The 19,971-nt window shown below is 74.1% G+C and carries 20 protein-coding genes; 9 read left to right on the top strand and 11 right to left on the bottom strand.

Features of this window, described 5'->3' with window-relative positions; all coding sequences use genetic code 11:
• Nucleotides 1-132 precede the first annotated feature (132 nt).
• Nucleotides 133-951, bottom strand: coding sequence for an SDR family NAD(P)-dependent oxidoreductase (locus tag PSED_RS18740; RefSeq protein ID WP_013675818.1), 819 nt, complete (start codon nt 949-951; stop codon nt 133-135).
• Nucleotides 952-1,170: 219 nt separating this feature from the next.
• On the opposite strand from PSED_RS18740, the gene PSED_RS18745 reads away from it, so the two are divergent.
• Nucleotides 1,171-1,731, top strand: coding sequence for a carboxymuconolactone decarboxylase family protein (locus PSED_RS18745; protein WP_013675819.1), 561 nt, complete (start codon nt 1,171-1,173; stop codon nt 1,729-1,731).
• Nucleotides 1,732-1,820: 89 nt separating this feature from the next.
• On the opposite strand, the gene PSED_RS18750 is transcribed toward PSED_RS18745, so the two are convergent.
• The 4 genes from PSED_RS18750 to PSED_RS18765 are packed head-to-tail and all read right to left on the bottom strand — an operon-like array spanning nt 1,821 to nt 5,307.
• Nucleotides 1,821-2,585, bottom strand: a complete 765-nt coding sequence (locus PSED_RS18750) for an ABC transporter ATP-binding protein (protein ID WP_013675820.1) — start codon at nt 2,583-2,585, stop codon at nt 1,821-1,823.
• The gene (locus PSED_RS18755) at nt 2,582-3,337 is read right to left on the bottom strand and encodes an ABC transporter ATP-binding protein (RefSeq protein ID WP_013675821.1); all 756 of its coding nucleotides are present in this window, start codon (nt 3,335-3,337) and stop codon (nt 2,582-2,584) included. Before PSED_RS18755 ends, PSED_RS18750 begins: the two co-directional genes overlap by 4 nt.
• Before the next feature lie 3 nt (nt 3,338-3,340).
• Nucleotides 3,341-4,420, bottom strand: coding sequence for a branched-chain amino acid ABC transporter permease (locus PSED_RS18760; RefSeq protein ID WP_013675822.1), 1,080 nt, complete (start codon nt 4,418-4,420; stop codon nt 3,341-3,343).
• On the bottom strand, nt 4,417-5,307 hold the full coding sequence (locus PSED_RS18765; protein ID WP_013675823.1) for a branched-chain amino acid ABC transporter permease: 891 nt from the start codon (nt 5,305-5,307) through the stop codon (nt 4,417-4,419). The genes PSED_RS18760 and PSED_RS18765 overlap by 4 nt, the downstream gene beginning before the upstream one ends.
• A 397-nt stretch (nt 5,308-5,704) precedes the next feature.
• On the opposite strand from PSED_RS18765, the gene PSED_RS18770 reads away from it, so the two are divergent.
• The 7 genes from PSED_RS18770 to PSED_RS18800 are packed head-to-tail and all read left to right on the top strand — an operon-like array spanning nt 5,705 to nt 12,858.
• The gene (locus PSED_RS18770) at nt 5,705-6,469 is read left to right on the top strand and encodes an IclR family transcriptional regulator (protein ID WP_013675824.1); all 765 of its coding nucleotides are present in this window, start codon (nt 5,705-5,707) and stop codon (nt 6,467-6,469) included.
• 34 nt (nt 6,470-6,503) lie between these two features.
• On the top strand, nt 6,504-7,562 hold the full coding sequence (locus PSED_RS18775; RefSeq protein ID WP_013675825.1) for a hypothetical protein: 1,059 nt from the start codon (nt 6,504-6,506) through the stop codon (nt 7,560-7,562).
• Nucleotides 7,559-8,752, top strand: a complete 1,194-nt coding sequence (locus PSED_RS18780) for a thiolase family protein (protein WP_013675826.1) — start codon at nt 7,559-7,561, stop codon at nt 8,750-8,752. The genes PSED_RS18775 and PSED_RS18780 overlap by 4 nt, the downstream gene beginning before the upstream one ends.
• Before the next feature lie 23 nt (nt 8,753-8,775).
• Entirely contained in the window at nt 8,776-9,237 is a 462-nt protein-coding gene (locus PSED_RS18785; protein WP_013675827.1) for a Zn-ribbon domain-containing OB-fold protein, read from the top strand.
• A 20-nt stretch (nt 9,238-9,257) separates the two neighbouring features.
• Nucleotides 9,258-10,283: an alcohol dehydrogenase catalytic domain-containing protein gene (locus PSED_RS18790; protein ID WP_013675828.1), complete on the top strand. Its 1,026-nt coding sequence runs from the start codon at nt 9,258-9,260 to the stop codon at nt 10,281-10,283.
• Nucleotides 10,280-11,941, top strand: a complete 1,662-nt coding sequence (locus tag PSED_RS18795) for a class I adenylate-forming enzyme family protein (protein WP_013675829.1) — start codon at nt 10,280-10,282, stop codon at nt 11,939-11,941. The genes PSED_RS18790 and PSED_RS18795 overlap by 4 nt, the downstream gene beginning before the upstream one ends.
• A complete protein-coding gene (locus PSED_RS18800) occupies nt 11,938-12,858 on the top strand; it encodes a cyclase family protein (protein ID WP_013675830.1) in 921 nt (306 codons plus the stop codon). The genes PSED_RS18795 and PSED_RS18800 overlap by 4 nt, the downstream gene beginning before the upstream one ends.
• Here PSED_RS18800 and PSED_RS18805 read toward each other — a convergent pair.
• The 6 genes from PSED_RS18805 to PSED_RS18830 form a co-directional block, all read right to left on the bottom strand.
• Nucleotides 12,855-14,036, bottom strand: a complete 1,182-nt coding sequence (locus PSED_RS18805; RefSeq protein WP_013675831.1) for a CaiB/BaiF CoA transferase family protein — start codon at nt 14,034-14,036, stop codon at nt 12,855-12,857. The genes PSED_RS18800 and PSED_RS18805 overlap by 4 nt on opposite strands.
• Nucleotides 14,033-14,926, bottom strand: a complete 894-nt coding sequence (locus tag PSED_RS18810) for an NAD(P)-dependent oxidoreductase (protein WP_013675832.1) — start codon at nt 14,924-14,926, stop codon at nt 14,033-14,035. Before PSED_RS18810 ends, PSED_RS18805 begins: the two co-directional genes overlap by 4 nt.
• A complete protein-coding gene (locus PSED_RS18815; RefSeq protein WP_013675833.1) occupies nt 14,919-15,359 on the bottom strand; it encodes a carboxymuconolactone decarboxylase family protein in 441 nt (146 codons plus the stop codon). The genes PSED_RS18810 and PSED_RS18815 overlap by 8 nt, the downstream gene beginning before the upstream one ends.
• Nucleotides 15,356-15,748, bottom strand: a complete 393-nt coding sequence (locus tag PSED_RS18820) for a cupin domain-containing protein (RefSeq protein ID WP_013675834.1) — start codon at nt 15,746-15,748, stop codon at nt 15,356-15,358. The genes PSED_RS18815 and PSED_RS18820 overlap by 4 nt, the downstream gene beginning before the upstream one ends.
• 101 nt (nt 15,749-15,849) lie before the next feature.
• The gene (locus PSED_RS18825; RefSeq protein WP_013675835.1) at nt 15,850-16,605 is read right to left on the bottom strand and encodes an IclR family transcriptional regulator; all 756 of its coding nucleotides are present in this window, start codon (nt 16,603-16,605) and stop codon (nt 15,850-15,852) included.
• Complete coding sequence (locus tag PSED_RS18830) at nt 16,602-18,152, bottom strand: APC family permease (protein ID WP_013675836.1); 1,551 nt, start codon at nt 18,150-18,152, stop codon at nt 16,602-16,604. Before PSED_RS18830 ends, PSED_RS18825 begins: the two co-directional genes overlap by 4 nt.
• Before the next feature lie 348 nt (nt 18,153-18,500).
• Here PSED_RS18830 and PSED_RS18835 point away from each other — a divergent pair, with 348 nt between their 5' ends.
• Entirely contained in the window at nt 18,501-19,964 is a 1,464-nt protein-coding gene (locus PSED_RS18835; RefSeq protein ID WP_013675837.1) for an APC family permease, read from the top strand.
• Nucleotides 19,965-19,971 lie beyond the last annotated feature (7 nt).

A 19,971-nucleotide genomic window follows, 5' to 3' on the forward strand; every position in this document is an offset into this window, starting at 1 on the left:
TGCGGATCGGGGCGCGCCCCGGGGTCCTGGATGCTCGGCCCTGGCCGGCCCTCACGGTCGGCCCTGTGTCGGTCGGCCCTGTGTCGGTCGGCCCTGTGTCGGTCGGCCCTGTGTCGGTCAGCCCTGTGTCGGTCAGCCCGCGGCCAGCCGCTGCCCGCCGTCGACGGCGAGCGCGACACCGGTGATGAAGCTCGCCTCGTCCGAGGCGAGGAACAGCGCGGCATTGGCGACGTCCCAGGCGGTGCCCATCCTGTTGCGCAGCGGGACGTGGGAGTTGCGCTCGGCGTAGACGTCCTCGCGGGTCCGCCCGTCGAGGCCGACCCGGTTCTCGATCGCCATCGGGGTGTCCATCAGCCCCGGCAGGATCGCGTTGGCCCGGATCCCGTACTGCGCGTTGGTGATCGCGATGTGCTCGGTCATCGTCACCACACCGGCCTTGGACGTGCGGTACGTGACGTACGGGTAGTTGATGCACGCGGCGATCGAGGAGATGTTGGTGATGACGCCGCCGTCCTGCTCGCGCATGACGCGGATCGCGTGCTTGCAGGTCATCACCATGCCCTGCAGGTTGACGGCGGTGACGCGGGCGAACGCGTCGGCCTCGATGTCGGCGATCGGGGCGTCGCCGCCCGCGATGCTGATGCCGACGTTGTTGTGCAGGATGTCCAGCCGGCCCCACTGCTCGACGCACCCGGCGACGGCGGCGGCCACCTCGTCCTCGACCGTGACGTCGGCCGTGATCGCGACGGCCTCGCCGCCCTCGGCGGCGATCTGCTTGACGGTGTCCTCCGCGGCGGCGAGGTCGCGGTCGGCGCACAGGACCTTGGCGCCCTCCCGGGCGAGCAGCACGGCCGTCGCCCGGCCGTTGCCGGTGGTCTGCCCCGGCGTCTGGCCGGCGCCCATCACGAGCGCCGTCTTCCCCGCCACCCTGCCGGTCCCCGGCTGCGCCATCCTCGACCCCTTCGTCACGGTCCCGCACACATCGCGGCTCGCTGCGGTGCGTCGTGCAGAATTTCAAATGATGAATACTTGCGGCATTTCGTGAACGACGGTAATCATGGGTCGTCGCCCCGTCAACTCCGCCGGGGCACCTGCGGGACCCGGCGCCGACCCGGCGGGCCGACGGCCGTGGCACCCCCGCGGACACCCCGGACTCCCCACGGAGCGACGATGGCACTGGTGCCCTATCTGTCCGAGTCGGATCTCGCCGAGAGCGACCGCGAGCTGCTCGAGAGGCCGATCAACCTGTTCCGCGGCCTCGCCAACAGTCCCGACGGCCTGCGGCACTTCCACGTGCTCGGGCAGTGGATCCGGCACGGCTGCGAGCTCGACCCACGGCTGCGCGAGCTGGCCATCCTGCAGGTCGGGTACCTGACCGCGAGCCCCTACGAGTGGAGCCACCACGTCAAGATCGGCCACGACTTCGGTGTGACCGACGCCGACATCGCGGACCTCGTCAAGGCGAGCAACGACGAGTCGCACGGCCTCGGCGACCTCGAGACCCTCGTGCTCACCGCGGCCAGGGAGATCACCGCCGACCGGCGCGTCAGCGACGAGACGTGGGCATCGCTGGAGAAGGCGCTCGGCCGGGCCCGGGCGGTCGACCTGGTGATCATCGCGTCGTTCTACAACGCGGTCATCCGCATCCTCGGGACGCTGCGCATCGACGTCGAGCCCGAGTACGCCGGCTACCTCGAGCAGTTCCCGCTGCCCGGGACGCCGCTGGCCTGAGCGCCACCCCGGCCCGCGCCCGGGTACGGGCGCGGGCCGGTGTCGCGGGCGGACACGCGGCACCCGCCGGGCGCGGGCCCCGGCCCCGTTCACAGCCCCAGGTAGGCCCGTTTGAGGTACTCGCTGTCGCCGAGCTCCTCACGGGTACCCGTGAAGGTCACCTCGCCCGTCGTCAGGACGATCGCGCGCTCGATGACCTCCAGCGCCTGCGTGGCGTTCTGCTCGATGAGCAGGATCGACACGCCGAGCTCGCGGTGGATCGCGGCGAGCCGGTCGAACATCTCCTCGACGATGACCGGCGCGAGCCCGAGGGAGGGCTCGTCGAGCATCAGCAGCCGGGGCGCGAGCATCAGCGCCCGGCCGACGGCGAGCATCTGCTGCTCCCCACCCGAGAGCGACCCCGCGAGCTGCGTCGCCCGCTCCTTCAGCCGCGGGAAGAGCGTGAGCACCTCGTCGAGCAGCTCGGCGCGCGACCGGTCCGGCGGCGTGGCGTAGGCACCGAGCGCCAGGTTGTCCTGCACGCTCAGCGACGGGAAGACCCGGCGACGCTCGGGCACGTGCGCGAGCCCCGTGGCGGGGATCCGGTGCGCCGGGATGCCGACGAGCTCGCCGTCCCCCAGCCTGATCGAGCCCGCCGCCGGGCGGACCAGCCCGGAGATCGACTTCAGCAGCGTCGACTTGCCGGCGCCGTTCGCGCCGAGGACGCCCATGAACTCGCCGGGCCGCAGCTCGAAGGAGACGTCGACGAGCGCTCGGATGTTGCCGTAGTCCACCGACAGGTTCTGCACGCGCAGCGACGCCGCGGTGGAGGCGCGCTCCCCGTCGGCCGTGCGCGTCCGCCACGGTGCCCTCATGCCGGCTCCCCCAGGTTCGCCGCGGCCGACCGGCCCAGGTAGGCCTCGACGACCCGCGGGTCGCTCATGACCTCCCGCGGTGGTCCCTCGGCGATCATCACGCCGTGGTCGAGGACGAGGACGCGATGGCTCAGTTCCATGATCACCCGCAGCACGTGCTCGATGACGATCGTGGTCAGTCCGTCGGAGTTGAGCGTGGTGATCACGCCGATGAGGTCGCGGGTCTCGGCCTGGTTGAGCCCGCTCATCATCTCGTCGAGCAGCAGCAGGCGGGGCCGCAGCGCCAGCGCCCGCGCGATCTCGACGCGCTTCTGGTCGGCCAGCGGGAGCTCGTCGACCCTGCTGTCCTGCAGCGCCTGCATCCCCAGCAGCTCGGCGACCTCGGCCGCGCGTTCGCGCGAGGCCCCCATCGACGGGCAGACGGTGCTGGCCGAGAGCGTCACGTTCTCCGCGACCGACATCGCCTTGAACAGCCGGACCGACTGGAACGTGCGCGCGATCCCGAGCCGCGCGACGCGTTCGGGCGGCCGGCCGCTGACGAGCGCGTCGCCGATCCGGATGGTGCCCGACGTCGGACGCACGGCCCCGGCGACGGCGTTGAACGTGGTGGTCTTGCCCGCGCCGTTGGGACCGATGATGCCCAGCAGCTCGCCCTCGGCGACGGTGAAGTTGACGTCGTTGACCGCGACGAGGCCGCCGAAACGGACCGTCAGGCCCTCGACGCGCAGCAGCGGTTCGGTCGATGCGGCCATGGCTCAGCTCCCGTTCCGGCTGGTCGGGACGGACGGCGTGGCGGACACGGCGTCGACCGGGCGCGGGTCGGGTACGGAGTCGCCCGGCGGCGCGGCGTCGCGGGCCGGTGGTCGCGGCGTCCGCCTGCGGATGCGCATCGACATGATGCCGCGCGGCTCGATCCAGAGGATGACGAGCACGACGAGCGCGTAGACGACGAGGTTGAACCCGGCCGGGTAGGCCGACAGCGACGAGTTGAGCAGCTGCTGCAGCGGCACCAGGATCACCGCGCCGATGACCGGGCCCCACAGCTTGCCCGCGCCACCGACGAACGCGATCACCGCGATCTGCGTCGCGACGGTCGCGCCGAAGGCGCTGTCGGGGTCGATGAAGGCGACGTACTGCATGTAGACCGAGCCGGCCAGCGCCGCGGGGACGGCACTGATCGCCAGGCCGACCAGCTTGACGCGGAACGCCAGCACACCGGACGCCTGGGCCGCCTCCTGGTCGGCCTGGATCGCGCGCAGCTGCAGCCCGAGCCGCGAGCGCAGCACCAGCCACGTCGCGACGAACGCGAGCGCGGCGAGCAGCGTCGCGATCCAGTAGAAGACGACCTTGTTGTCGAAGGAGAACTGACCCGGGGCGTCGCCGAGCAGCGGGAGCGTCAGCCCCACCTCGCCGCCGGTGAAGCCCTCGTAGTGCCCGGTCAGGATGGCGAACACCAGCGTCAGCGCGAACGTCGCCAGCGAGAAGTAGATGCCGCGCAGGCGCAGCGTCACCGCGCCGAGCAGGACCGCCAGCACCACCGCGACGACCACGCCCAGCACCACACCGACGTAGGCGTTGAGGTGGTAGCGCACCTGCAGCAGCGCGGTCGTGTAGGCACCGAGGCCGAAGAAGATGCTGTGCCCGAACGAGATCTGGCCGCCGAAGCCGCTGATGACGTTCCAGCCCAGCGATGCGGCCATGAAGATCAGCGTCAGGGTCGCGACGCTGAGCACGAAGCTGGACTGGATGAACCACAGCGGCAGGCTCGCGACCAGGACGAGCACGACGGTCCCCAGTCCGCCGGTGGAGCGCAGGAGCTTTCCGAGCGCGGTCATGCCGAGGCCTTCCGTCCGGACAGGATGCCCTGCGGGCGCAGCACGAGGACCAGCACGAACGCGAGGAACAACCCGACGTCCTGCAGGTCGACGGCCACGTAGATCGCGGTGACCTGCTGGATGATGCCGACGAGCAGACCCGCGACGAACGCACCGACGATGTTGCCGAGCCCGCCCATGACGACGGTGACGAACGCGATGATCAGGAAGCCCGCGCCGGTCGTCGGGGTCACCGGGTAGTAGGTCGCGAGGACGCAGCCCGCGATCCCGGTGAGCATGATGCCGACGCTGAAGCTCACCGCGTAGACCTTGTTCGGGTCGATCCCGACCATCGACGCCATGTCCCGGTCGTCGACCGTCGCGCGGATCGCCTTTCCGTACAGGGTCCGCTGCAGTGCGATGTAGAGCAGCAGGAACACGACCAGCGCGATGAGGAACGACACCAGTCGCGCCTGCTGGATGTAGACGCCGAAGACCTCGTAGACCGCCGGCAGCACGCCCTGCACCGCCCTCGGCGACGGGCCGAAGAACATCAGGAGCAGGTTCGAGATGAGGATCGACACCGCCAACGTGAGGACGAGTTGTCCGTGTTGGGCGTCGATGGCCGATATGCCCTTGACCGAGAGCGTCCGGCGCACGATGACGCGGTAGACGATCGCCCCGATCAGGAACGAGAGGATCGCGACCGGGATGATCCCGATCAGCGGGCTCAGGCCCAGGCTCGCGAACAGGAGCACCGCGCCGTACATGCCGAGGGTCACGAAGTCGCCGTGGGCGAAGTTGATGACACGGGTGATACCGAAGATCAGCGTCAGGCCGCTGGAGAACAGTCCGTAGAGGCCGCCGACGAGGATCCCGCTCACCAGCGTCTGCACGAGTGTCGTCACCAGGAATCACGCTCCGCCGTTGGACCGGAACCGTCTGTGCAGGGTGAAAGGCCGGGACCGGGTGGTACCGGCCTTCGGTGCTGGGATGTCACGATCGGGTCTTTCACATACTGAACATCAGTGTGAAGATGTGAAAGGAAGTTAGCGGCGGCTCCTGGTGACGTCAAGCACCGTCCGGCCGCACCCGACCGGTCGCGCGGGTGCCGGGCGCGCGCAGTGTGGCGGCACCGGGCGACCTCGTCACGTTCCTCCGTGAACGCGAAAGGACCTTGTCGGCGCGCGCCGGCGCGACCTACGTTTCGGCCGGTCCAGCCCTCCGCGTTCCCGGATCGGTCCTCCGGGGACCCGGAGGCACAGGCGGGCGGCACCGGTGCCGCCCCGGACACGGGAGCCCACCGTGGACAGTCAGCGCCTCGGTCGTCTGTTCGACGTCGTCGACCATCTCGCCGAACACGGCCCGACGTCGGTCTCGCAGCTCAGCAAGCGGCTGGGACTGCCGCTGTCGAGCACCCACGACCTGCTGCGCGCGATGGTGGAGGCGAAGGCACTGCACCTCTCGGGCCGGCTGTACGGGCTGGGCCCGCGCACGATCCGGACGGCCATCAACGTGCTCGACAGCGTCGCCGTCCGCCGGGTCGCGGCGCGTCACCTCGACCTGCTCGCCGAGACCACCGGGTACGACGTCTACCTCGCCGTCGCGGCCGGCACCCGCGTCGTCTACGTGTCACGGCATCCGGGCAGCCAGCACGTCAACCTCGACATCCCGCTCGGACGCAGCCTGTTCCTGCACTCGACGGCCGTCGGCAAGCTGTTCGCGGCGTACCGGCCGGAGATCGCCGACGCGATGCTGCGCAAGCCACGGCCCGCGCTGACCCCGCAGACCCGCACCTCCCCCGCCGAGCTCGAACGCGACCTCGCCGCCATCCGCAAGCGCGGCGTCAGCGTCAGCCGCGGCGAGAGCCTGCGCGGCGTCCTCGGGCTGGCGACGCCGGTGCGCGACCAGTCGGGCGTCGTCGTCGCGGCCGTGCACGTGTCCGCGCTGCGCACCGCACTGCCCGCCCGCGAGCTGGGCGCCCTGACCACCGCCATGCACGAGACCGCCGCCGCCGTGGAGGCCGAACTGGTCGACCCGACCGCGGCCGCGGACGCCCACGCCGGCTGACCCCGTCGTCCGCCCCATCCGGAAGGACCCCTTCGTGACCCGATCCGAACCCGCGCCCCCGCGGGTCGCCGTCGTCTCCTGCGTCCGCGACGTCGTCGCCCGCGAGGAGGGCCGCAGCCTCGAGGAGATGATCTTCGAGACCTCGCACCGCGCACTGGCGGCCGCGGGCCTGACCGCGGCCGACGTCGGCGGTGTCGTGCTCAGCGGCAACGACCAGACCGACGGCCGCGTCATCTCGTGCATGACCTCGGCCGGCCCCGCGGGCGGGGTCGGGCGTGACGTCACGATGATCGCCTCGTCCGGCGAGCACGCCCTGGTCTACAGCTGGCTGCGGCTGCGGTCGGGGCAGGGCGAGACGGTGCTCGTCGTCGGCTGGGGCAAGCCGAGCGAGTCGGTCTCCCCCGAGCACGCCGAGCTCGTCAGCGCCGAGCCCTACGTGCTGCGGGCCGTCGGCATGAACGACACGATCGCCGCCGCGCTGCAGGCGTCGCGCTGGGCCGCCCCCGGCGCGCCGCCCGCGGCCGACGACGTCGTGGCCTGGCCGCTGACCGCAGCCGACCTGCCCGCCCGGGCGGACTGCGTGTACGCCGCGGTCCTGGCCGTCGAGTCGGCGGTGCCCGCCGGAGCCTCCACGGGACCTGCGTGGATCCGCGGGGCGGGGTGGTCGACCGACCGCTACGAGCCGGGGGCCCGCGACCCCGCCGCCCAGGCCGCGCTGCACGCCGCGCTCGCCCACCTCGACCGCGGCGACGACCCCGTCCCGGCCGCGAGCTGGGAGGCCGTGGAGATCGCCGCGCCGAGCGAGCCCGCCGTCGCGCACGCCGCCTCGGCGCTGGGCCTCCCGGCGGGCACGCCGGTGAACGCGTCCGGCTCGCTGCGCGACGCGCCCGCCCCCGCGCACGTCGCCGGGCTGGCCAGGCTGCTCGCCGCCGCGACGACGGTCTCGGAAGGCCGGGCCGGCGTGGCCGCGGGGATCGGGTTCAACGGGTTCGCGGGGCAGGGCGCGACGGTCATGGTCTTCGGCAGGGACGCGGTCTCCGGCGGGGACGCGGTCTCCGGCAGGGACACGGTCGCCGGAAGGGACGCGGCATGAGTGCGGTCGGGGTGCTCGGGGTCGGGCAGACGCCCTACGTCACGCGGCGGGCCGACGTGACGTTCCCCGAACTTGTCCGGGAGGGCGCGCTGCTCGCCCTCGACGACGCCGGCATCACCATGGACGACGTCGACGCCGTCGTGTTCCCGCTGGCCCCGGACGCGCTCATCGGCGTCGGCAACGGCGAACGGTGGTGCGTCGAGGCGCTGGGCGCGGCGGGCAAGCCGTTCATGCGCGTCAACAACGGCGGCGCCACCGGGATGAGCGCGGTCATCGCCGCGTGGACCCACGTCGCGTCGGGGATGTTCGACGTCGTGCTCGTCGCCGGTGGCGAACGCGTCTCCGAATCGGGGTCGGCGCAGTCGGTGCTCAACAAGATGTGGGACGTCGGCTACGAACGGCCGATCCCGCTGAACACCATCACGATGTTGGCCCTGTCCGCGGTGCGCTACATGCACGCCCACGGCGCGGACGAGGCCGACTTCGCCCGGGTGACGGTGAAGAACCGCCGGCACGCCGCGCTCAACCCGCTGGCCCACCTGCGCGAGCCGGTCACCGTCGAGGACGTCCTGGCGAGCCGGGTGCTGGCGTGGCCGATCAAGCTCGGTGACGCCTGCCCGTCGTCGACCGGCGCGGCGGGTGCGGTGCTGGTCTCCGAGCGGTACGCGCGGGCGCACGGGCTGCGGCCCGCGTGGATCCGCGGGATCGGGCAGAACACCGAGACGTTCTGGATGGGCGACCGGGTCGGCCCGCGGATGCTCGCCGACCACGGCGACGCCGACGCGCTGGCCGTCGCGTTCGAACGGGCCTACGCGATGGCGGGCGTCACCGACCCCGCCGGCCAGCTCGACGTCGCCGAGATCTATGCGCCCTTCTCCAGCGTGGAGCTGCACGTCATCGAGGCGGCGGGGCTGTGCGGCAAGGGCGAGGCCCCGGCCCGGCTCGCGCAGGGCGACTTCGCGCTCGGGGCGAAGGGCACGATCGTCAACCCGTCGGGTGGGGTGCTGTGCTCCAACCCGATCGCCGTCACCGGCGTCGCCCGGCTGGCCGAGGCCACGCTGCAGGTGCAGGGCCGCGCGGGTGACCGGCAGGTCGAGGGCGCCCGCACCGCCGTGGCCAGCGCGATCGGCGGCGACCACCAGTTCTACGCGAGCCTCGTGCTCAGCGCCGACCTCGAGGACATCGCGTGAGCACGCGAACGGAAGGAACCCCCGTGACCAGCGCCGTCGAACCCCGGTTCTACACCCAGACCTGGGACCTCAGCTACCGGCACGCGTTGGGCGACACCACGTCGCGCTTCCTCGCCGGCCTCGCCGAGCAGCGGATCCTGGGCAGGCGCTGCCCGTCGTGCGAGCGGGTGATCGTGCCGGCCCGCTCGTTCTGCGACCGCGACCACACGGCCACCTCGGACTGGGTCGAGGTGGCCACCGCCGGCGTCGTCGAGATGTTCACGATCGTCCACGAGGCGTTCCGCGGGCTGCCCGACCCGCCGTACGCGCTGGCCTACGCCACGCTCGACGGGGCCGACACCGCGCTCGTCGGCTACGTCCGCGGGCTCGACCTCACCGACCTGCCCTCGGCGGTCGCGTCGCTGGCCGTCGGCAACCGGGTCCGGGTCGCGTTCAGCGACACACCGACCGGGACGGCCGCGGACTACTGGTTCGAGCCGGCCTGAGCGCGGTGGCTCCCGAACGGATGCGGGTCGTCGAAATGGCGGCCTGCGGCGGTCCGGAGGTGCTGGTGGCCGCGACCCGGCCGGTGCCCGAGCCCGCGCCCGGGCAGCTGCTCGTCCGGGTCGGCGCCGTCGGGGTGTGCGGGCACGACCTGCTGGCCCGCCGCGGGCTGCTCGCCGCCCGGCCCGGGTCGGTCCTCGGCCACGAGATCGCGGGCGAGGTCGTCGGGCTGGGCGACGGTACGCCGCCCGGATGGGCGGGCCGGCGGGTCGCGCTCATGCAGCGCATCCCGTGCGGGACCTGCGAGTGGTGCGCCGACGGGCGCACCACGTCGTGCCGCAGCGGCCCCGGCTTCTACGGCGAGGACCTGCCGGGCGGGTACGCGCAGTACGTCGTCGCCTCGCCGCTCAACGCCGTGCCGCTGCCCGACCACGTCGACCTCGCGACGGGCGCGATCCTCTCCTGCGCCGTCGGCACGGGCCGGCGGGCGTTGCGGGCCGCCGAGGTCGGCGCGGGCGACGTCGTCGTCGTGACCGGCGCCGGGGGCGGCGTCGGGGTGCACACCGTCGCGCTCGCACACCACCTCGGGGCGGTGGTCGTCGCGCTGACCGGCAGCCCCGGCAAGGTCGACGCGCTACGCGCCCTCGGCGCCGACCGGGTGCTCGCCCGCGCGGACGTCCGCGAGGTCCGCGCCGCGCTGGCCGAGCTGGGGCGGCCGCGCGGGGCCGACGCGGCCGTCGAGATCACCGGCGGCCCGACGTTCACGACGGCGCTGCGGGCGCTCGCGCCGCGGGGACGGCTCGCACTCGTCGGCAACACCGAGCCCGCGACGCTGCCACTCGACCCGGGTCTGACGATCGTGAAGGAGCTGCGCGTGCACGGATCCGCCCACGCCGACCGCGACGACCTCGCCGCCGTCGTCGACCTCGTCGCCGCCGGAGCGGTCGCACCGGTCGCGACGGTCCGCCGGCCGCTCGCCGAGGCCGCCGCCGCGCACGCCGACCTCGAGGCGCGCGCCGTCACCGGACGGACGGTGCTGCTGCCGTGACCGTCACCGCACCGCCGGCCGCCCCGACGTTGCCGGCCCTCGTCTCCGACATCGCGGGCGCGACGCCCGACGCGGCCGCCCTCGTCGCGGGTGCGGTCGAGTGGACCTACCGCGAGCTCGACGACGCCGCCCGCCGCGCCGCCGCCGCCCTGCGCGGGCTGGGCGTCGGCCCGGGCGGGACGGTCGCGCTGCTCGGCGCCAACTCCGCGCAGTGGCTCGCCGCGACCCTCGGCGCGATGCGCGCGGGCGCCCGCGTCGACGCGTTCAACACCTGGGTCAAGGCCTGGGACCTGCGGCACCTGCTCGCGACGTGCGCGGCGCCGGTGCTCGTCATGGACGCCGCGGTCCGGTCGAGCGACCTGCTCGCCGAGCTGCGCGAGCTCGTGCCCGAGCTCTGGGACGCCGGGCCCGGCGAGTGGCGCAGCGCGGAGTTCCCCGTCCTGCGCGAGGTCGTCGTCCTCGACCACTCCGTCGACCACTGCCTCGCCGCGGACCTCCCGGCGGGGGCCCGCCGCTGGTCCGGGCTGACCGGCGGTCCGGGTGCGGACACCTGCGCCGCCGGACCCGACGACGTCGCCTTCGTGCTCTACACCTCCGGGTCGACGCGCCACCCGAAGGCCGTCCCGCTGCGGCAGCACGACCTGCTGGTCAACGGTTTCCACATCGGCGAGCGGATGGGCCTCACCGCCGCCGACCGGGTCTGGCTCGGGTCGCCGCTGTTCTGGAGCTTCGGCGCGGCCAACGCGCTGCCCGCCACCCTCACCCACGGCGCGTGCCTCGTCGTGCAGGACCACTTCGACCCCGCGACCGCCGCCGACACCCTCGCCGCGCACCGCTGCACCGCCGCCTACCTGCTGCCGAGCCTCGCCGACGGGCTCGCGACGGTCGCCGACCGGGTCCGCGCGGTGACCTCGCTGCGCACCGGCCTGACGATCGGGCGACCCGACGAGGTGCGCCGCATCGTCGACGAGCTCGACGTGCCCGACATCTGCAACATCTACGGCTCGACCGAGACCTACGGGAACTGCTGCGTCACCCCGCACGACGCACCGCTGGAGGTCCGGCTCACCACGCAGGGTCCGCCGCTGCCCGGCGTCGAGCTGCGCGTCGTCGACGTCGACGGGACCGAGCTGCCGCCCGGTGAGTTCGGGGAGCTGCAGGTCCGGGGCCGCGTCATGCCCGGCTACCTCGGCGACGACGACGAGACCGCGGCGACCAACGCCGCGGCGCTCACCGCCGACGGGTGGTACCGCACCGGTGACCGGCTGCGGGTGCGCGCCGAGGACGGGTTCGTCGAGTTCGGCGCGCGGCTCACCGACATGATCAAGACCAACGGCATCAACGTGGCCCCCGCGGAGGTCGAGGGCTTCCTGTCGGCGCACCCGGACGTCGCCGAGGTCGCGGTCGTCGGCGCGCCGCACCGCAGCCGCGGCGAGGTCGTCGTCGCCTTCGCCACGCTCGTCGACGGGGCTGCCGCGACCGGCGAGGACCTGCGACGCTTCTGCCGGAACGCGATCGCGGGGTACAAGGTGCCCTGGGAGGTCGTGGTCCTGGAGGCGCTGCCGCGCACCGGAACGGGCAAGGTGACGCGCAGGGCGCTGGTCGAGCAGGCGGCCGAGCGGGTGCGCAGCCGCGAGCGGGAGGGAGCCCCGGGGTGAACGGGAACGAGAGCCGAGCCGACGGGGGCCGGGCGGACCCGGGCCAGGGCGACGGGAACTGGGGTCGCTGGGGTGCCGACGACGAGACCGGCGCGCTGAACCTGATCGGTCCCGAGGCGATCCTCGCCGGCGCCGCGCTGGTCACCGAGGGCCGCACGATCTCGCTGGCCCAGCCCCTCGGCCCGGCCAGCCCGATGCCGCCGCACCGCAGCGCGCCGCGCCGGTTCATGGACCGCGACGGCGGCGACTACGCCGCGGGCGCCCGCGCACCCGGTGGCTTCAAGTTCGCCGAGGACACCGTCGTCCTCTCGACCCACAGCGGCACCCACATCGACGCGCTGTCCCACACGTGGAGCGGCGACACCCTGTACAACGGGCACCCGGCGGCGTCGCTGCGCTCCACCCGCGGCGCCCAGCGCTGCGGCGCCGACAAGCTCCGCCCGGTGGCCACCCGCGGGGTGCTGCTCGATCTCGTCGAGGGCTACGGCGGGCCGCTGCCACCCGGGACCCCGGTCGGCCCGTCGGACCTGGAGGCCGCCTACGCGCGGGCGGGGGTCACACCGATGCCCGGCGACGCGCTGCTGCTGCGGACCGGATGGTGGGAGGTGCAGGCGGACGAACCCGCCTACTACGAGACCGAACCGGGCCCGACGCCCGAGGCGGCCCGCTGGCTGGCGGAACTCGACGTCGCGCTCGTCGGCGCGGACAACTACGCGGTCGAGGTGCAGCCCGCCGGCACCCCGTCGATGTTCCCGGTGCACCTGGAGCTGTTGCACCGCAACGGGATACCGCTGCTGGAGAACCTGTCGCTGCTCGAGCTGGCCCGGACGGGGCGGGCGACGTTCCAGCTCGTCGTCGCGCCGCTGCCGCTCGCGGGATCGACGGCGAGCCCCGTGACCCCGCTGGCGGTCCTCTAGTTCAGGCGCCCGGGAGCGGCGGCCGCTCCGGAGGCGACCAGCTCAGCGATCCGCTCGGGCGTGCGGCCGAGCTCGGCCAGTACCTCTTCGGTGTGCTCGCCGACCGTCGGCGCGGCGCGGGCGACGGCCCCCGGCGTCCGGTCGAACCGCGGCACCGGGCCGGGTTGCGACACCCCGGCGACCTCGACGAACGTCGCGCGCGCGACGTTGTGCGGGTGCCGCGGCGCCTCGCTCATCGTCAGCACCGGGGCGACGCAGGCGTCGGAGCCCGCGAAGACGTCCGCCCACTCGGCCCGGGTGCGGGTGCGGAACACCGCGGCGAGCCGCGCCGACGCCGCATCCCACGTCGCCGGGTTCCACTGGTCGGCGAAGGCGGGGTCGCCGGTGAGGCCGAGCCGGTCGAGCAGCTCGGCGTGGAACCTCGGCTCCATCGCCGCGACCGCGACGTGGCCGCCGTCGGCGGTCTCGTAGGTGTCGTAGAAGTGCGAGCCGCTGTCGTTGGCGTTGGTACCGCGGCGCTCGTCCCAGCCTCCGCGGCCGTGCATCTCGAACATCATCGTCATCAGCGACGCGGCGCCGTCGACCATCGCGGCGTCGACCACCTGCCCACGCCCCGACCGGGACGTCTCGACCAGCGCCGTCGCGATCCCGAACGCCATCAGCAGCCCGCCGCCGGCGAAGTCCCCCACCAGGTTCAGCGGCGGGACCGGGCGCCCGCCGCGGTTGCCGACGTGGGCGAGCACGCCGGCGACGGCGATGTAGTCGAGGTCGTGCCCGGCCGTCGCGGCCAGCGGCCCGTCCTGGCCCCACCCGGTGAGCCGGCCGTAGACGAGCCTCGGGTTGCGCGCCAGGCACTCGCGGGGTCCGAGCCCGAGCCGCTCGGTGACCCCCGGCCGGAACCCCTCGACCAGCGCGTCGGCGCGGGCGACGAGGTCGCGGGCCGCGGCGAGGCCGTCGGGGTGTTTCAGGTCGAGCGCGACCGAGCGGCGCCCGCGGCCGAGGATGCCGTCGACCAGCGCGTCCAGGCCCTCGGCCGGGCCGGTCCGCGGCGGTCCGGCGGGCACCCGGTCGACGCGGACGACGTCGGCGCCGAGGTCGGCGAGCAGCATGCCGCAGTACGGCGTGGGCCCGACCCCGGCCAGCTCGACGACCCGCACCCCGGCCAGCGGGCCGCTCACCGCCGCTCCTCCGGCCCGGTCCGCTCCAGGTAGCGGACGATCTCGGTGTGGTCGGCGTCCGGCCCCAGCAGGGCGACCGCCGCCTCCCACCGCTCGGACACCTCGCGCGCGACGCCGCCCTCGACGCCCGTCGCGTCGAGGAGGCCGAGCGCGATGCGGACGTCCTTGGCCATCAGTCCGGCGGTGAACCCGGACCCGAAGGTCCCGGTCACGACGTGCTGGGGCCACTTCGTCTCGGTCGAGTTGCTGCGTCCGCTGGAACCGTTGACGACCTCGAGCATCACCTCGGGGTCGAGGCCGAACCGCGTGCCCGCGAGCAGGGCCTCGGAGCTGGCGAGCAGGTGCGCGGCCGACATCAGGTTGTTGAGGGCCTTGAGCGCGTGCCCGGCCCCGACGTCACCGACCCGCCGCGGCCTGCCCATCAGCGCGAACAGCGGCTCCAGCCGGCCGGCCGTCGCCGCGTCGGCGCCGATCATGATCGACATCGTGGCGGCGCGGGCCCCGGCGACCCCGCCGGACACGGGCGCGTCGACCAGCGTCGCGCCGGCGTCGGCGACCCGTGCCGCGAGCGCCCGGGTGCGCAGCGGCTCCGAGGAGCTCATGTCCACCAGGAGCGTCCCGGGTTCGAGCGCGGCGAGCAGCCCGCCGTCGACCACCGACTCGACGACCCCCGAGTCCGGCAGCATCAGGATGACGACCGACGCCCCCTCGGCGACCTCCGCGGCGGAACCGACGGCCGTCACGGTGTCACCCAGCCCCGCGAGTGCCGCGGCCGAGCTGTCGAAGGCACGGACGACGACGCCCCCGGCGGCCAGCCGCCCGGCCATCGGGGTACCCATGCGGCCGAGCCCGACGAACCCCACCACCGCGGGCAGGGCGGGGTCAGTCACCGGCCGCCGTCGTCGCGGCGGCGCCGGCCTCGCGGTCCTCGTCGCTGATCTCCCCGAGCGTCTTCTCGGCGACGCGGAACGCCTCCAGGGCCGCGGGGGCGCCGCAGTAGGCGACCGTCTGCAGCAACGCCTCGCGGATCTCCTCCTCGGTGCAGCCGTTGCGGACTGCACCGCGCACGTGCACCGACAGCTCGTGGTTGCGGTTCAGCGCGGTCAGCATGACGATCGTCAGCAGACTGCGGGTGCGCCGGTCCAGCCCCTCGCGGGTCCACACCCCACCCCACAGCGCGCCGGTCACGAACTCCTGGATCGGCCGGGAGAACTCGCTCACCGCGGCCATCGAGCGCTCGACGTGTGCCGGTCCGACGACATCGCGGCGGATGTCCAGTCCCGCGTCCCAGTGGGCACTGCCCGGCCCGAACTCACCGCTCACGACGAGGCTCCCGGGTAGTCGGCCGCGGCGACCTCGTCCGTCCAGCGGGTCGGCCCGAGCGAGACGGCGAGATGGGTCAGCACGGTGTCGGCGGTGCCGCCGTGCCAGTGCTCCTCGCCCGGCGGCACCCACACGACGTCGCCGGCGCGGATCGTCTCCGGCTCGCCGCCCTTGGTGCACACCCAGCCGAGACCGGAGGTCACGACGAGGATCTGGCCGTCGGTGTGCGCGTGCCAGAAGGTCCGGGCGCCCGGGGTGAAGGTCACCGAGCCGATCGTCGTGCCGTCGGTCGCCGGCAGGACCGGGTCGCCCCAGACCGTGCCGGTGAACGTGTCGCCGCGCAGCTGCGTCGGGATGCCCCCGGCCGCGCGTCCTCTGACGATCTCCATCGTCGTCCCTCCGTCGTCGGAGCCTGATGAATGTAAGACTGTCCGACAATCAGGGGCCGATCAACGAGGCGGGAGGAGAGCGGGGTCACACCGCGTCGCGCTCAGGCGAGCAGCGGTGCCAGCCGGTCGGCGTGCTCACGCAGCAGTGCCACCAGCTCCGGGTTCGGCTCCGCCACCCGCTGCGCGGGCCCCGACAGCGCCAGCCCCGCGACGAGCCTGCCGTCACCGGGGGCGCGAACGCCGACGGCGATGCAGCCCCGGTCGGCGCGCAGCTCGCCGCACTGGCGGGCGAGCCCGTCGGCGGCGACCCGGTCGAGCGCGGCGGTCAGCGCGGCGGGCGTCGAGACCGTGTACTCGGTGAACACGCGCAGGTCGCGGACGAGAGCACGCCAGTCGGGCTGCTCGGCGAGCAGCAGCCGGCCGAGCGCGGACGCCTGCGGATAGCGCGCGAGCAGCGCGGCGTCCGACGGCGGATGGTCCGGGTCCGGGTCGACGAGCGTCACCTGCCCCGCGCCCAGCCAGGCCAGGTGCACCCCCCAGCGGACCAGCCCGCGCAGATGGTCGACGACGGCCCGCGCCGCGGTCGGCGGGGCGACGGTCACCGGCAGCGCGAGCCGGGCCGCGCGCCTGCCCAGCGCGAACCCCTTCAGGTCGGGCAGCCGGACCAGGTACTCCTCGCCGACGAGCAGGTTGAGCAGCCGGTAGGTGGTGGCCTGCGGGAGCCGCAGCGCCGCCGAGATCTCCTTGGCCGTGACGCCGGGGCCCGCGGCCACCACCTCCTCCAGCACCGCCAGGGCGCTGCGCACCGCGCGCGGCTGCCGCCCCGAGAGGGGCAGCGGGTCCCGCGGGCTCGTCACGCGGCCCGGTCCGGCCGGGCGTCGGGACCCCGCGAGCCGCCGGTCCCGGGCCCGTCGGTACCGGGCCCGCCGGTACCGGGCCCGTCGCCACCACCGGGGACACCGGCACCGACGACGTCGGCGCCGAGGACGTCGTCGGCGACGGTCTCGTCGTAGACGCCGATGCCCGCGATCCGGTCGGGCCGGCGCAGCCGCAGCCACCCGAACCAGCAGGCCCCCGCGACCGCGAGCGCGGCCAGCACCACGACGACGGGCGTGCCGCCCGACCGGGCGACGAACGCGACGAGCACGGCCACCAGGATCGGCGCGATGACGGCCGTCGCGGCCACGGCGGGCCAGGTCAGCTCGCCGATGCGGCGCAGGAACACCGGTGCGGCCAGGCAGACCAGCAGGTACGCGACGAGGAAGCCGCCGGTGCCGACGGTGAGCAGGAACGTCAGCGTCCCGCCCAGCGGGGCACCGGCCAGCAGCGCGACGGCGAGCACGACGACCAGCACCGGCGCCACGACACCGATCGCCACGTGCGGGGTGGCGAACCGCGGGTGCGTGCGCCCGAAGCCCCGAAGCGCCACCCCGTCACGGCCCAGCGAGAACAGGACCCGGGCGATGCCGTTGACGGTCGCGAGCACGCAGGCGAAGAACGACATCGTCAGGCCGAGGTCGAGCAGCGGTGCCACCCACGGCCAGCCGCGGGCGGTGGCGAGTACGGCGACCGGCGCGTTCTGTCCCGCGAGCCCACCCGGGGCCGCGGCGAACCCGACGACCTGTGTCTGCGCCGCGAACACGCACAGCAGACCGGACACCACCGCGGTGGCCGTCACGGCGCGCGGCACGCTGCGGAACGGGCGCCGGGCCTCCGCCCCCAGCGACGTCGCCACCTCGAAGCCGATGAACGCGGCGAGCGCCGGGAGCACGCCCGCGGCCACCCCGCCGAGGCCCAGTCCGGGCTGCGCGGCGTCCGGGCCCGGCAGCGGCGCGGCGAGCAGCAGCACGAAGATCGCCAGCATCAGGGTGATCGACACCAGCTCGGCGAGCAGCACCACCCGCGCCGACAGCCGCACCCCCCGCAGCGCCAGCCCCCCGGCGGCGAGCCCGACGACGACGACCGCCACGACCGGCAGCACGACCGAGCCGGTGCCGCCCAGACGCAGCACGAGCGCCTGCAGGTAGGTCGCGCCGCCGACGAGCGCGGCGGCCGCGAGCATCCCGTACCCGACGAGCAGCGCCACCCCGCACGCGAACGCCGCGCCCGGGCTGAGCCCCTTCGCCGTCAGCGTGTAGAGCCCGCCCGGCGCGGCCATCCGGCGCGTGAACCGTGCGATGCAGCCGGCGATCAGCAGCGCGAGCACCGTCGCCGCGACGAACGACCACACCGTCGCCCCGCCCGCCGACACCGCGACGATCGCAGGCGTGGCCGCCATCGCCGCCGACGGCGCCGCCCCCGACACCGACTGCGCCAGCACCTCCAGCGGACCGAGCCCGCGCCGCCGCAGCCCGTGCACCGGCGAACGCTGCCGCAGCCGGGGCACGACGGGACGGTCGCGCACGGGACCTCCTCAACGACGGACGGGTCCGCCGCCGGCCGCCGGGGTGCCGGGGTGCGGACCGAAGCGGAGCGTACGACTGCTCCCCCACCGAATCCACCGTCCGACCTGCGGTGACGGGTCGAACGAGAATTCCCGTCCGTCGATTCCCGTGGAATGAGAACCACGGACGACCCGTTTCGCGCTGCCCGGGACCGGGCTTTGACGCCGTCCGCGCGGGACGTGACGGTCGTCTCCCGTCCAGCTCGTTCCCCGCCGTCCCCGGGAGTCCCCCATGCGAGAGCGGCAACGACCCAGCCGACGACACGGCCTGCACCCGCCCCACCGACCCAGCGTCCGCGAGGCGGTGCGATGAGCACGACGGACCGGCCCGCCACCCAGCCCACCACCGACGACCCACGCGGGCTCACCGGTTCCCTCGGGGTCGGGTCGATCGTGTTCATGGTCGTGGCCGCGGCCGCGCCGCTGACCGTCATCGCGGGCACCGTCCCGCTCGGCATCGCGGCGGGCAACGGCCCCGCCTTCCCGACGACCTTCGCGCTGTGCTGTGTGATCCTGCTGCTGTTCGCGGTCGGGTTCTGCGCGATGAGCAGGCACATCCCCAACGCGGGCGCGTTCTACGCCTACATCGCCCGTGGGCTCGGCCGCGCGACGGGCACCGGTGCGGCGTTCCTCGCCCTCGTCACCTACACCGCCGTCCAGCTCGCCGTGTACGGCTACATCGGGGCGGTCGTCGACGGGCTCGTGCAGCACTACGGCGGACCCGCGCCGCCGTGGTGGCTGTGGTCGATCGTCGCGCTCGGCGTCGTCGCGGTCCTGGGCTACCGGCACATCGAGCTGTCCAGCCGGGTGCTCGGCACGCTCCTCGTCGCCGAGGTGGCGATCGTGCTGGTGCTCGATCTCGTCGTCATCGGCCGTGGCGGCGGCTCCGCCGAAGGGCTCTCGACGGCGCTGGTCCAGCCGTCGCAGGTGGTGTCCGGGTCGCTCGGCATCGCGATCATGTTCGCGATCGCGTCGTTCATCGGGTTCGAGGCGACCGCCGTCTTCCGCGACGAGGCCCGCGACCCGAACCGCACCATCCCGCGTGCGACCTACCTCGCCCTCGTCGTGATCGGCGTGTTCTACACGCTCTCGAGCTGGTCGGTCGTCTCGGCGTGGGGCGACACGGCAGCCGTCGAGCAGGCCACCGCCGACCCGGGGAACATGATCATCACGACGATCACGAACGTGCTCGGCCCGGTCGGCGGCGACGTCGCCCAGGTGCTGCTGTGCACGAGCCTGTTCGCCGCACTGCTCTCCTTCCACAACGTGCTGGCCCGCTACCTGTTCTCCCTCGGCGGGTCCGGCGCGCTGCCCGCGGCCTGCGGGCGCAGCCATCCCCGGCACGCGTCGCCGCACGTCGCGTCGCTGACCCAGACGCTGACGGCGCTGGTCTTCGTCGTGGTCTTCGCGATCGCCGGGATGGACCCGGTGACGCAGGTCTTCGCCTGGATGGCCGGTACCGCGACGCTGGGTGTGCTGGCGCTGATGGCGCTGACCTGCGCCGCCGTCATCGTCTTCTTCCGCCGCGAGCGCCTCGACACCCGGCTGTGGCAGACCGTGGTCGCGCCGGTGCTCGGGCTCGCCGGGCTGCTGGTGTGCCTGTGGCTCACCGTCTCGAACTTCCCCACCCTCATCGGCGGCTCCGCGGGGCTCGCCGCGGGCATCGGCGCGATCCTCGTGCTGGCGTTCGTGTTCGGGCTGTTCTGGTCCCGCCGCCGACCCGCCACACTGCCCGAACCGACCGCGCCCGCGCCGGCCGCCGACGCCGCCTGACACCGAT

This window comes from Pseudonocardia benzenivorans CB1190 (assembly GCF_000196675.2).
GTDB lineage: Bacteria > Actinomycetota > Actinomycetes > Mycobacteriales > Pseudonocardiaceae > Pseudonocardia > Pseudonocardia benzenivorans.